This window comes from Corynebacterium sp. HMSC056F09 (genome assembly GCF_001815785.1).
GTDB classification, from domain to species: domain Bacteria; phylum Actinomycetota; class Actinomycetes; order Mycobacteriales; family Mycobacteriaceae; genus Corynebacterium; species Corynebacterium hiratae.
In genome coordinates this window covers 110243-121131 of sequence record NZ_KV821899.1, presented here as the reverse complement: position 1 = coordinate 121131, position 10889 = coordinate 110243, and the positions used below count along the sequence as shown (strand labels likewise).

General features: G+C 60.4%; 15 protein-coding genes. 6 read left to right on the top strand and 9 right to left on the bottom strand.

Annotation, left to right across the window (positions count from 1 at the left end; all coding sequences use genetic code 11):
* Positions 1-49: 49 nt before the first annotated feature.
* Both HMPREF3056_RS02950 and HMPREF3056_RS13925 read left to right on the top strand, forming a co-directional pair.
* The gene (locus tag HMPREF3056_RS02950) at positions 50-307 is read left to right on the top strand and encodes a WhiB family transcriptional regulator (protein ID WP_042529827.1); all 258 of its coding nucleotides are present in this window, start codon (positions 50-52) and stop codon (positions 305-307) included.
* Between the two features lie 95 nt (positions 308-402).
* Positions 403-477 (top strand): 50S ribosomal protein bL37, encoded by a 75-nt coding sequence (locus HMPREF3056_RS13925; protein ID WP_012714902.1) that lies wholly within the window; start codon positions 403-405, stop codon positions 475-477.
* A 72-nt stretch (positions 478-549) separates the two neighbouring features.
* On the opposite strand, the gene rsrA is transcribed toward HMPREF3056_RS13925, so the two are convergent.
* On the bottom strand, positions 550-822 hold the full coding sequence (rsrA, locus tag HMPREF3056_RS12930; RefSeq protein ID WP_080975102.1) for a mycothiol system anti-sigma-R factor: 273 nt from the start codon (positions 820-822) through the stop codon (positions 550-552).
* Positions 822-1427, bottom strand: coding sequence for a sigma-70 family RNA polymerase sigma factor (locus tag HMPREF3056_RS02945; RefSeq protein ID WP_049156090.1), 606 nt, complete (start codon positions 1425-1427; stop codon positions 822-824). Before HMPREF3056_RS02945 ends, rsrA begins: the two co-directional genes overlap by 1 nt.
* 37 nt (positions 1428-1464) lie before the next feature.
* On the opposite strand from HMPREF3056_RS02945, the gene ybaK reads away from it, so the two are divergent.
* Positions 1465-1968 (top strand): Cys-tRNA(Pro) deacylase, encoded by a 504-nt coding sequence (ybaK, locus tag HMPREF3056_RS02940; RefSeq protein WP_070754065.1) that lies wholly within the window; start codon positions 1465-1467, stop codon positions 1966-1968.
* A gap of 23 nt (positions 1969-1991) precedes the next feature.
* Here ybaK and HMPREF3056_RS02935 read toward each other — a convergent pair whose 3' ends face one another.
* A complete protein-coding gene (locus HMPREF3056_RS02935; RefSeq protein WP_070754064.1) occupies positions 1992-2654 on the bottom strand; it encodes an SOS response-associated peptidase in 663 nt (220 codons plus the stop codon).
* Here HMPREF3056_RS02935 and aroA point away from each other — a divergent pair.
* Positions 2653-3957: a 3-phosphoshikimate 1-carboxyvinyltransferase gene (aroA, locus tag HMPREF3056_RS02930; protein ID WP_070754063.1), complete on the top strand. Its 1305-nt coding sequence runs from the start codon at positions 2653-2655 to the stop codon at positions 3955-3957. The two genes, HMPREF3056_RS02935 and aroA, sit on opposite strands and share 2 nt — an antisense overlap.
* A complete protein-coding gene (rsgA, locus tag HMPREF3056_RS02925; protein WP_070517844.1) occupies positions 3950-4972 on the top strand; it encodes a ribosome small subunit-dependent GTPase A in 1023 nt (340 codons plus the stop codon). Before aroA ends, rsgA begins: the two co-directional genes overlap by 8 nt.
* Before the next feature lie 17 nt (positions 4973-4989).
* Here the strand turns inward: rsgA and HMPREF3056_RS02920 are convergent, their stop codons facing one another.
* From HMPREF3056_RS02920 to HMPREF3056_RS02905, 4 genes are all read right to left on the bottom strand, one after another.
* Positions 4990-5595 (bottom strand): hypothetical protein, encoded by a 606-nt coding sequence (locus HMPREF3056_RS02920; RefSeq protein ID WP_070512186.1) that lies wholly within the window; start codon positions 5593-5595, stop codon positions 4990-4992.
* 53 nt (positions 5596-5648) lie between these two features.
* A complete protein-coding gene (locus tag HMPREF3056_RS02915; protein WP_070517843.1) occupies positions 5649-5990 on the bottom strand; it encodes a hypothetical protein in 342 nt (113 codons plus the stop codon).
* A gap of 84 nt (positions 5991-6074) precedes the next feature.
* The gene (locus HMPREF3056_RS02910; protein WP_185963766.1) at positions 6075-6581 is read right to left on the bottom strand and encodes a DUF6912 family protein; all 507 of its coding nucleotides are present in this window, start codon (positions 6579-6581) and stop codon (positions 6075-6077) included.
* A 12-nt stretch (positions 6582-6593) separates the two neighbouring features.
* Positions 6594-7004, bottom strand: a complete 411-nt coding sequence (locus HMPREF3056_RS02905) for an HAD-IA family hydrolase (RefSeq protein WP_010189184.1) — start codon at positions 7002-7004, stop codon at positions 6594-6596.
* A 217-nt stretch (positions 7005-7221) separates the two neighbouring features.
* Between HMPREF3056_RS02905 and HMPREF3056_RS02900 the strand changes: the two genes are divergently transcribed.
* Positions 7222-7659 (top strand): hypothetical protein, encoded by a 438-nt coding sequence (locus HMPREF3056_RS02900; protein ID WP_046647452.1) that lies wholly within the window; start codon positions 7222-7224, stop codon positions 7657-7659.
* Positions 7660-7701: 42 nt separating this feature from the next.
* Here the strand turns inward: HMPREF3056_RS02900 and HMPREF3056_RS02895 are convergent, their stop codons facing one another.
* The gene (locus HMPREF3056_RS02895) at positions 7702-8061 is read right to left on the bottom strand and encodes a hypothetical protein (protein ID WP_046647451.1); all 360 of its coding nucleotides are present in this window, start codon (positions 8059-8061) and stop codon (positions 7702-7704) included.
* A gap of 161 nt (positions 8062-8222) precedes the next feature.
* Positions 8223-10787 carry a preprotein translocase subunit SecA gene (gene secA / locus HMPREF3056_RS02890; protein ID WP_070517842.1) on the bottom strand — a complete coding sequence of 855 codons (2565 nt, stop codon included), beginning with the start codon at positions 10785-10787 and terminating at the stop codon, positions 8223-8225.
* Positions 10788-10889 lie beyond the last annotated feature (102 nt).

Here is a 10889-nt window from a genome sequence, read left to right as displayed (position 1 = left end):
CGCCTACTTTCACCCACTGCTGTCAAAAATTTGTTAGGAGATTTCAATCATGGATTGGCGCCACGAAGCTGTTTGCCGCGACGAAGACCCGGAGCTCTTCTTCCCTGTCGGTAACTCCGGCCCTGCTCTCACCCAGATCGCTAAGGCCAAGCTGGTCTGCAACCGCTGCCCAGTTGCCTCTTCCTGCCTCAAGTGGGCCCTGGAATCCGGCCAGGACGCTGGTGTCTGGGGCGGTCTCTCCGAGGAGGAGCGCCGCGCCATCAAGCGCCGCAACCGCAGCCGCGCCCGCGCTCGCGTTTCCGCCTAAAGACCCCTCAGAAGGCACACCCCCGATTAACACTCCGGCATACCCTGCCGCTACAGTTAAATAAGTTCATTTACCCTTAACAGAAGGAGTACGCGATGAGCAAGCGTGGCCGTAAGCGCAAGGATCGCCGTAAGAAGTCCGCTAACCACGGCAAGCGTCCTAACGCATAACGTCAGCATTCAGGGCTCGTTTCCTTCCTCATTCCGAGGACGGGAACGAGCCCTTTGCTTATACGCCGAGGCCTAGCCCCAGGTGATTTCAGTCCGCGTAATCTCCACGCAAATGCGCTGGCGCAGTGACTGCGGTGCAGCCTGTCCCCCGCAACATTTGCGCACAAGTGCTCGGACTACTTCTTCACTCTCTACGCGTTGCTGACAGGCATCGCACTGCGCGAGGTGCTCGCGGATTTCCAGTGCTCGCGCATAGCTCGTTGATTCATCGAACAGCTCCCGAAAGAGCGCTTCAACCTCGGGAGAGTTACACGCACCGCAATTGCGTCCTGTTGCGCGTTCCATTACTTCTCCTCCATCTCTGGGTGGTTGCGACCAATGCCTTTTTCTCGTGCTACGTCCTTCAACGCCGCGCGAAGTAATTTTCTTCCGCGGTGGAGGCGACTCATGACCGTCCCCAACGGGGTGCCCATCACTTCTGCGATTTCCTTATAAGCCAAACCCACCACATCCGAGTAGTACACCACCATGCGGTAATCCTCCGGCAGGTCATTCATGGCCTCGGAAATCTCCGAGTCCGGCATCTGCTTGAGCGCTTCGACCTCCGCTGATTCTAGGCCCGTGGAGTCATGCCCGGACGTGGTATACAGCTGAAAGTCACTAAGCTCATCCGCGGAGGATTCCACCGGGCGGCGCTTGGCCTTCCGGTAGGAGTTGATATAGGTATTCGTCATAATGCGGTACAGCCACGCCTTCAAGTTCGTGCCCTGTTTGAAGGAATCGAAGTTGCTAAAGGCCTTGAGGTAGGTCTCCTGGATCAAATCCTCCGCGTCTTGCGGGTTCCGCGTCAGACGCATCGCTCCGCCGTAGAGCTGGTCCAGCAAGGGCAAGGCTTGCTCCTCAAACAACCGCTGTTTCTGAAGCGTCTCGCTCGTCGTTTCTGTGGCCATACCGACCATCCTAGCGCTCCGGACTAGGGTGGTTTATATGTCCAAGAAGACCCCGCGTGCCGCTACCCCCGCTCTCAAACTCCTCGAAGAGGCAGGTATTGACCACCGCGTCTCTACCTTCGACGGCGGTCGCGAAAACTTCGGCGAGGCAGCCGCTGCGGCCCTCGATGTTGCTCCTGAACGCATCTTCAAAACCCTCGTCATTGATCTGAGCGCCGGCAAAGGCCCCAAGCGCCAACTTGCCGTCTGCGTCCTTCCGGTCACCCACCAGCTCAGCCTCAAGAAGGCCGCCGCCGCTTTCGGTGCGTCCAAGGCCACAATGGCCGCGCCTGCCGACGCCTCCAAGTCCTCCGGCTACATCCCCGGCGGCATCTCCCCGCTGGGACACAAGCACATCCTCCCGACAGTGGTTGATGAAACGGCGCTACTCTTCGACACCATCTTTTTCTCCGGTGGCAAGCGTGGCCTCGATATCGAGATGAATCCGGAAGATCTCCCCCGCGTCCTGGAGCTCTCCTTCGCCGACGTGCTCGCCGACTAGTTCTGCCGACTAGAGCTCGCGTACTAGAACAAGGTGGCGGCCGGTGGTTCGTCGATAAGCTCTGCGTAGTCGTTGCGGACGTTACCCACCGCGGGGTCCGCCGGGTGTGCCTGAAAGCCGCGCACACAGCTCGGCTCCAACAGCGCCTCCCCCGCCAGCCAAGGTGCGATCTCATCTGTAGTCAGAAACTTGGGTAGCCGGTGATGCAGCCACGCCATCTCCTCAGTGGCATCCGTGGTCACCATCGTGGCTGAGAGCCTCTCCATCCCCGTGGCCCACAAACCAGCCGCCCACAGTAGGCCATCGGGTCCGGTCACATAGTAGGGCTGTTTCTTGGCCTTCTTATCTTCCCCGGCTTTCCACTCGTAGTAGCCATCCAGAGGGATGACGCAGCGCTGCGCCTTGAAGGCATCGCGAAAGGAAGGTTTCTGCGCCACAGTCTCCGCGCGGGCATTAAACAGGGGCGGGCCGTCGAGGTCTTTCTTCCAATGCGGAATAAGTCCCCAGCGCGCTGGCTCCACACGGGCGGTCTCCTCCGCAACCCGCACGATGGCGATGGGCTGGGTCGGAGCAATGTTATAGCGTGCTGGCGGCAGGCCTTCCGGCGCATGAACTTCCGTAATGGACTCCCACGCTCCGACTTCCTCCAGTAGGGACTCGGTGAACAGAACAAATCTTCCGCACATGCCCTTTATTATGGACTACATGTCTGCTTACTGGAGTGCTCCACAACCCACCGGCCCGCTGTCCTGGACTCAAGAAGTCCCCGGATCGAAGTCGATGACCAACCGCGCCCTCATCCTCGCCGCGCTGGCTGACTCCCCCTCTATCATCTACAACCCACTGATCTCCCGCGATACTGACCTGATGAAAGAAGCCTTGAAGGCCATGGGCGTAGGGATCTCCGACTGGGGCCCGCACCTGCGTGTGACCCCGGGCCAGCTGCATGGGGCGACCGTCGATTGCGGCTTGGCCGGCACGATTATGCGCTTTTTGCCACCGGTAGCCGCATTGGCGGATGGCCCCGTCATCATCGATGGCGACCCGTATGCGCGCAAGCGCCCCATGTCCACCATGACGAAGGCCCTGCGTGAGCTGGGCGTTGACATCAAGGGCGATAGCCTGCCGCTGACCATCACGCCCCATGGTGTCCCAGAGGGCGCCGAGGTCACCATTGACGCTTCCGCCTCCTCCCAGTTCGTCTCTGGCCTGCTCCTGGCCGGTGCGCGCTACCGCTACGGGCTCAGCGTGCGCCACGAAGGCGGCACCGTACCTTCCCAGCCCCACATCCTGTTGACCATCGGCATGCTGCGTGATGCCGGCGTGCATGTGGTCGCGGGCGAAGATAATTGGGTCGTGCGCCCTGGAAAGATTGAAGGCCGCGAGTGGTATATCGAGCCGGACCTCTCCAACGCCACTCCTTTCCTTGCCGCTGCTGCCACCTGTGGCGGAAGCGTGAGCATCCCGAACTGGCCGGAGGAAACGGACCAGCCAGGTGATGCTTTCCGCGGCATCCTGGAACAGATGGGAGCTCAGGTTGAGTACGTCCCGCAGGCACCTCACCAGGATCCCTACCTGAAGGTCACCGGCCCAGAGGAGGGTCTAGCAGGTCTGCGTGGTATCGATCTCGACATGGGCGATATCGGTGAACTCACCCCGACCGTGGCTGCGCTGTGCGCGCTGGCCTCCACGCCTTCGACGTTGACCGGCATCGCGCACCTGCGCGGTCACGAGACGGACCGTCTGGCGGCCCTCGCTACCGAGATCAACGGCTTGGGAGGCAACGTCACCGAGCTTGACGACGGCCTCCGCATCACCCCTGCCCCACTCCACGGAGGGCAGTGGCACTCCTACGCCGACCACCGAATGGCCACCGCCGGCGCCATCATCGGCTTAACAGTCGAAGGGGTCGAGGTCGAGGACATCGATACCACGTCCAAGACTCTGCCCGGCTTCGCCGGGATGTGGGAGGCCATGATCCGTGGCTAGGCGCGCGAGCAGCTATGACGAATCCGATGTCCGCATCCGGCCCGGCAAAGGCTCGCGCCCGCGCACGAAGGACCGCCCAAAGCACAAGGATGCCAAGTTCGGCATGGTGATCACCAAGGACCGCGGGCGCTGGGGGGTTGCCCTTGATAACGATGGCCCAGTCGTCACCGCGATGCGCGCCCGCGAGATGGGCCGCACGCCCGTCGAGGTCGGCGACCGCGTCGGCGTCGTGGGCGATACCTCCGGGCGCAAGGACACCTTGGCACGCATCGTCAAGCTGGAGGAACGCCGTTCCGTCCTCCGGCGCACCGCGGATGACACTGACCCTTATGAGCGCATCGTGGTGGCGAATGCGGACCGCCTGCTCATCGTCAGCGCCGTGGCGGATCCACCGCCGCGCTCTGGATTCGTGGAGCGTGCCCTCATCGCGGCCTTTGCCGGCAATATCCAGCCGGTCCTATGTCTAACGAAGACCGACCTCACCGACCCCACTCCGTTTGCCCAAGAGTTTGCGGACTTGGATGTCACGGTGGTGGAGGCCGGCGTCGACGATGGGCTGGAGCAGGTCTGTGCCGCAATTGATGGACATGTCACGGCCCTCATAGGCCACTCGGGCGTGGGAAAGTCCACCCTGGTGAACCGGCTTGTCCCGGACGCCAACCGAGAGACCGGCGAGGTTTCCGCCGTGGGCAAGGGCCGCCACACCTCGACGCAGTCGGTGGCATTGCGCCTGCCGGCGGAAGGAAGCACGCCGAATGGCGGGTGGATCATTGATACCCCCGGCATCCGCTCCTTTGGCTTAGCCCACATTGACGCGGAGAACGTCATCGAGGTCTTCGATGATCTGGCCGAAGCCATCGAGGACTGCCCGCGCGGCTGCACGCATGCTGGGCCGCCCGCGGACCCTGAGTGCGGCCTGGACTTAAACATCGAGGAAGGCACTGCTTCTGCGCGCCGTCGCGACGCAGTGCGGGGCCTTTTGGCCTCCCTGCGCACCAACGTCGATTGGGCTTAGGCCTTAAGCCCTCAAGCTTAGGCCGGAAGCATAGCCGCCAGCTGCGGCGGCAGGACGGTCTTCAGGAAGGGGCTGGCAGCGCGGAGAGCCATAAAGAACACCGTCAGGGCGCCGGATACACCGAGGATGATGGCGCCACCCTTGTCGATGTTGGAGGAGGTGTTATCACCGCTCGGTGCCTTCTTGTTGAACTCTTCCTTCTTGGCACACGCATCGAGAGCCTTGACGTACTCCGGCGCGATGTCGCGGAAAGTCTCGGCTACCTTGATGTTGTTCTTAGCGCGCTTGACGGCGTCCTCGTCACCGAGCTCGACCTCTGCCTCATAGCCAGCCAGAGCACGGTAGAGCTCGTCCGATTGGTTCTCTACGTCGCGAGCACGCTTCTCCGCGTCCTTGGGCGAAATCTTAAGGCCATCCTTCAGCAGGCTGCTGTCGACGTCGTTGTCCTTGGACTCCGCGTTCTTGAGGTCGCTGGCTTCGTCCTCGCTCAACGTGATGGTGCACTTGTCATTCTTGATGGAGGTGGTCACCGCACCCGCAGTGGGGGCAGCGATTCCGCCAGCAACAAGTGCGACGGACAAGGTGGAGGTAGCAACTACGCGGCGAAGACGAGAGGAAGTCATGCTGAGGGGACCTTTCGATCGAGCTGAGTTTTACTCCAGCAGACTATCAGCATTTAGCCCAACTTGGGCAGGTAATCACCGAACTCCTTGTACACAGCGAAGCCGATGCTGATAATTCCGAAGAGAATGGCGACGATAACCCCCATCGGTCCTTGCGAGGAGCCCTCAACGATGCGCAGCCACGGAGTCTTAGGCATCACGGCCATGTTGGGGTCCGGATTGTTGGGGTCAGGTTCGCTGGGAGCCGCTTCCTGAGCAGAGCTCCCCTGCGCGGTCTGATTTTTCTGCGCTGCCGGCGCTACTGCTTCCTCTGCCCCGGCAATTGGTGCTGAAACGAGGGTTGTGACGCTCAGGGCTGCAGCGGTGATAAGGCTAGCAAGGCGAGTTGCCTTCATGATGGTGCTCCTTTTCTCAAGCAATGGCAATAAGGGCTTAGAGTAGCACCACCACTCGCGTTAGGGCTGTTAACGCTGGTGATCCTAGAGCAGTTCTACGAGGATGGGCAGCTCAGTGGGATCATAGAAGGCCATGAAGTTATCCAGGGCATCACCGACGGCAAGCTCGGCGTCTTCGTCGCCGAGGTCAGCATTGTCGATGGCGGCGATAGCCTTGGCGGTGGCAGCCTCGGATTCCTCGATGTCCACGTGGATGGCTTGCAGGTTGTCCTTCGTGATGGTGGCCGGGTTGAGCGCCACGACTGGTTCACCCATGTCCGGCTTCGGGGTCACTACTGAATCATCAACATCGACGGAGATCACCACTCGGCGGTGCGGGAACTTCTCCTCGTCGCCGATGGCCAAGAGCCGCAGGGAGGCCATGGAAGCTTCGAGGAAGGCAGAGTATTCGATCTCTTCTTCGTCGCCCTCAGTGTAGAACTCGCGCAGCGCCGGGGTTACTGTAAATCCCCAACCACTGCGGGCAGCAAGCTGGCCGGTTTCTTCCAGCTCTGTCAGCATGGCAAAAGTAGCTGGCAGGAAGACGCGCACATCCTTCGACACTTAGAACTCACCTTCAATGTCGAAGACTGCCTGGACTTCCACGCTGGTGCGGTCAAAGACCGTGTAGAGCATGCCCACCATGCCATTTTCCACCGCGGCGCGGACGTTGACGATGGAATCATCTACCATGACGCAGTCATTAATCGGCAGGTCGATAGCGTCCGCTGCAGCCTGGAAGGCAGCACGATCCGGCTTTTCCGCACCGACCTCACCGGAAAGCACGACGGCATCAACGATGCCGCGGTATTCCCACTCGCGAATGTGCTCCGCGCCTGGGCCGCCCGGATCGTTAGAGAGAATAGCGGTGGCGACTCCGTTGGATTTCGCGGCGGCGAACAGCTCCCGCCAGCGCTTGACGTCTTCTTCGGTGCCGTCAAGCACGCCTACAAAATCGACGATGAGTCCACGCATATTATCTACCCTTCGCATTGAGCTGTGTTTATCGTCCGAAAGTATAGCGAACATACCGCTCGCCTGCTCCCACAGGCCAAGGCGCAGCGCCTTCTAGCCGAGGATGCCGCCAGCGTGGCACAATGAACGTGCGTCCAGCTTCCTTTCCTCCGCTCGCCTTCTCCTGCCCGAACGCCTTTCTCCGCGCTGCTCGTCGCGGATAAGGACCGGATTCCACATGTACACCCCCATCCCCGGCATGAGCCATCTGCAGCTCTATGTTGCTCCACAGCGTATCCGCTATGAGCGCGAGCCCACTGCTGGTGACCTCGCCACACGTGACGAGATCCACGGGCTCGTCGTCATTGTTTTAGAAGTTGCCGCCGCTTTGCGGCCGATGAGCCATCTCAACAACCCGCGCTTTGCTCCAGAAATCATCACCCATGTACGCGCGTGGCGGAAGGCCCATGCAGCGGCAGAGCTCCGCGGGGGCATGGCACTCACCAGCTTGCATGCGCGCGCAAACGGCGAGTTCTTCGGTTCAGTGCTGATAGGTTCGCACCAGCGTGCTTTCACCGGCTCCGCAGCCGGGCGGCACATACGTTCCTTCCGGTTACTCTCAGTCGGCCCCAGCCCCAGTATCGCTGGAAGCGACCGGCAAGCTACGGGAGGCTAAACAAAAAGCCAAGGGATAACCTTGGCTGGAAACTGCGGGAGATTAAAAAAGCGAACCGAGCTTGATCAAGATGGGCGTCCAATCGATGCCGGCGAACGCCGCGGACGCACTCACCAGGGCCAAGCTGATACCGCCAAACATGGTGGCTCCGACCACAGGCAGGTTCTTTGCAGCTTCCTCGGAGGTTTCCGGAGCAGACGCAGCGCCGCACTGATTGGCCACGGTGTCCTGGGAGCTGAGCACGGCGTCCTTGGAGGACTCATCGTCCTGCGAGCTCAAGACGGAAGAGAGCTGGCACTGCTCCTCGGGAGCAAGCTCGATAGCTGACGCAGCTGCGCCGCCGCCCAACAGGGTGGCAGATGCGAACACGGAGAGACCTACTCGCAGAGACAAGCGGCGCATACTAACTCAACCTTCCGAAGCAGAACAATTAATAATTTGACAGTATATACCTAACTGCTTCCAATAAAAAGGCGCCGTGGGGAGTTCTTCCCACACGGCGCCTCATCACTTTCCGCGCTTTCTAGCGCCCGCGCGTCAGCGCAGTTTCAAGCCGCGGCAGATTAAGCTTCCGCTTCCGCGTTTGCTTCACCCGCTGCGCTCGCCTCTTCCTGGGCCTTGAACTGCTTGCGCAACATGAACAGCTGGCGGACGGTTTCTTCCTTCACTGCGTCGTTCATGGCGTTAAACATGTCGCCGCCCTCCTTCTGGTATTCCACCAGGGGATCGCGCTGCGCCATAGCACGCAGGCCAATACCTTCCTTGAGGTAATCCATTTCATAGAGGTGCTCGCGCCACTTCTGGTCGATGATCGGCAGAATGATCATGCGCTCGGTATTGCGCATCTGGTTCTCTCCGCCGATGGCAGTCACAGCGTCTTCGAGCTTGTCGTACTCGGAGTTGGCATCAGCTAGGAGGGCATCGCGCAGCTGCTCCGCGGTCAGTTCGCCGGCAGCGCCGTATTCGGTGCCGTCAACGAGCTCCTCATGTGTCATGGTCGGCCCGTACAGGGAATCCAACGCATTCCACAGCTCATCGAGATTCCAGTCCTCCACGTAACCGGTGGCAGTAGCCCCTGCCACGTAGGCAGACACGGTGTCATTGATCATCGTCCGGATGTTGTCCTTGATGTCGTTGGCCTCAAGGATGTCGTGGCGGGTGGCGTACACCACCTTGCGCTGCTCGTTAAGAACTTCGTCGTACTTGAGCACGTTCTTACGCATCTCGAAGTTCTGGTTCTCCACCTGTGCCTGCGCACCCTTGATAGAGTTCGACACCATCTTGGCCTCAATCGGCACGTCATCCGGCACGTTGAGGCGGTTCATCATGTTCTCCATGGACTGGCCCACGAAGCGCACCATGAGCTCATCGCGCATGGACAGGTAGAAGCGGGTCTCGCCCGGGTCACCCTGACGTCCGGAACGGCCACGCAGCTGGTTATCAATACGGCGCGACTCGTGGCGCTCGGTGCCCAGCACGTACAGGCCGCCGGCCTCACGGACCTCATCGCCCATCTTCTTGGAGCGTTCCCTCTCCTGTTCGATCTCAGCGTCCCAGGCTTCCTGGTACTTCTCCTCGTCCTCAAAGGGATCGAGGCCGCGGTCCCGCAGCTTCTCATCCAGGATGACCTCGGGGTTGCCACCGAGCACGATATCGGTACCACGACCGGCCATGTTGGTGGCCACGGTGACGGTGCCAGGGCGGCCAGCACGGGCGACGATCTGGCCCTCTTCCTCGTGGTGCTTGGCGTTGAGCACCGAGTGCTTGACGCCGCGCTTGCTCAGCAGCTGGGAGAGGTACTCGGAGCGTTCCACGGAGGTGGTACCAACGAGCACCGGCTGACCGGCAGCCACGTGCTCCTCGATGTCATCGACCACCGCAGCGAACTTCGCTTCCTGGGTCTTGTAGATGCGGTCGGAGTGGTCGGTACGCTGGTTCGGCTTGTTGGTCGGAATCGGCACCACGTCGAGACCGTAAATGGAGTGCAGCTCGGCCGCCTCAGTTTCTGCGGTACCGGTCATGCCGGAAATCTTGTCGTAAAGGCGGAAGTAGTTCTGGAGGGTAACGGTCGCCAGCGTCTGGTTCTCGTTCTTGATCTCCACCTCTTCCTTCGCCTCAATAGCCTGGTGCATACCTTCGTTGTAACGGCGACCAGCCAGCACGCGGCCGGTGAATCCATCCACGATGAGGACCTCGCCATTGCGGACGATGTAGTCCTTATCGCGGGTGAAGAGCTCCTTCGCCTTCAAAGCGTTATTGAGGTAGGACACCAGCTGGGAGTGCTCAGGTGCGTAGAGGTTTTCAATGCCCAGCTGGTCTTCGACGAATTCCACGCCTTCCTCAAGCACACCAATGGTGCGCTTCTTGTGGTCCACCTCGTAGTGGATGCCCTCGCGCATCTTCGGGGCCAGCTTGGAAAAGACTCCGTAAAACTGAGAGGACCCATCGACCGGGCCGGAAATGATGAGCGGGGTACGCGCCTCATCGATCAGAATAGAGTCAACCTCATCCACGATGCAGTAGTTGTGGCCGCGCTGGACGGTTTCATCGAGTGAGCGGACCATGTTGTCGCGCAGGTAGTCAAAGCCCAGCTCGTTGTTCGTGCCGTACGTGACGTCGCAGGCATAGGCTTCCTTGCGCTCTGCAGGGCGCATCTCGGAGAGGATGACGCCAACGGACAGTCCCAGCCAGCGGTGAACACGGCCCATCATCTCGGCGTCACGCTTAGCCAGGTAGTCGTTGACGGTCACGATGTGGACGCCCTTGCCTTCGAGGGCGTTAAGGTAGGCCGGCAACAGCGACGTCAGGGTTTTACCCTCACCAGTGCGCATCTCGGCAACGTTGCCAAAGTGCAGGGCGGCACCGCCCATGATCTGCACCTTGTAGTGCTTCTGGTCGAGCACGCGCCAGGCGGCTTCACGCACGGTGGCGAATGCTTCGAGAAGCATGTCATTCATCTTTTCGCCATCCGCCAGACGCTTCTTAAACTCGTCTGTCTTAGCCTTAAGCTCGTCATCCGACAGCGCCGCGAATTTATCTTCTAGGGCAATAACATCATCAGCAATTTTAGCCAGGCGCTTGACGGTGCGTCCCTCACCGGCACGGAGCAGCTTGGAAAGTCCAAACACGTCTAGATAGTCCTTCTGGTCGCGACAATAAAGTTAACTCGTCGCCATTGTACTCACTAGCTTTTCCGTATCGATTCGCCACCCAACCCAAAACGCAAAATC

Coding starts and splice junctions, on each gene's coding strand:
- HMPREF3056_RS02950 (WP_042529827.1), top strand. CDS start 50: ATGGATTGGCGCCACGAAGCTGTTTGCCGCGACGAAGACCCGGAGCTC.
- rsrA (WP_080975102.1), bottom strand. CDS start 822: ATGGAACGCGCAACAGGACGCAATTGCGGTGCGTGTAACTCTCCCGAG.
- HMPREF3056_RS02945 (WP_049156090.1), bottom strand. CDS start 1,427: ATGGCCACAGAAACGACGAGCGAGACGCTTCAGAAACAGCGGTTGTTT.
- ybaK (WP_070754065.1), top strand. CDS start 1,465: ATGTCCAAGAAGACCCCGCGTGCCGCTACCCCCGCTCTCAAACTCCTC.
- aroA (WP_070754063.1), top strand. CDS start 2,653: ATGCCCTTTATTATGGACTACATGTCTGCTTACTGGAGTGCTCCACAA.
- HMPREF3056_RS02935 (WP_070754064.1), bottom strand. CDS start 2,654: ATGTGCGGAAGATTTGTTCTGTTCACCGAGTCCCTACTGGAGGAAGTC.
- HMPREF3056_RS02920 (WP_070512186.1), bottom strand. CDS start 5,595: ATGACTTCCTCTCGTCTTCGCCGCGTAGTTGCTACCTCCACCTTGTCC.
- HMPREF3056_RS02915 (WP_070517843.1), bottom strand. CDS start 5,990: ATGAAGGCAACTCGCCTTGCTAGCCTTATCACCGCTGCAGCCCTGAGC.
- HMPREF3056_RS02905 (WP_010189184.1), bottom strand. CDS start 7,004: ATGCGTGGACTCATCGTCGATTTTGTAGGCGTGCTTGACGGCACCGAA.
- HMPREF3056_RS02900 (WP_046647452.1), top strand. CDS start 7,222: ATGTACACCCCCATCCCCGGCATGAGCCATCTGCAGCTCTATGTTGCT.
- HMPREF3056_RS02895 (WP_046647451.1), bottom strand. CDS start 8,061: ATGCGCCGCTTGTCTCTGCGAGTAGGTCTCTCCGTGTTCGCATCTGCC.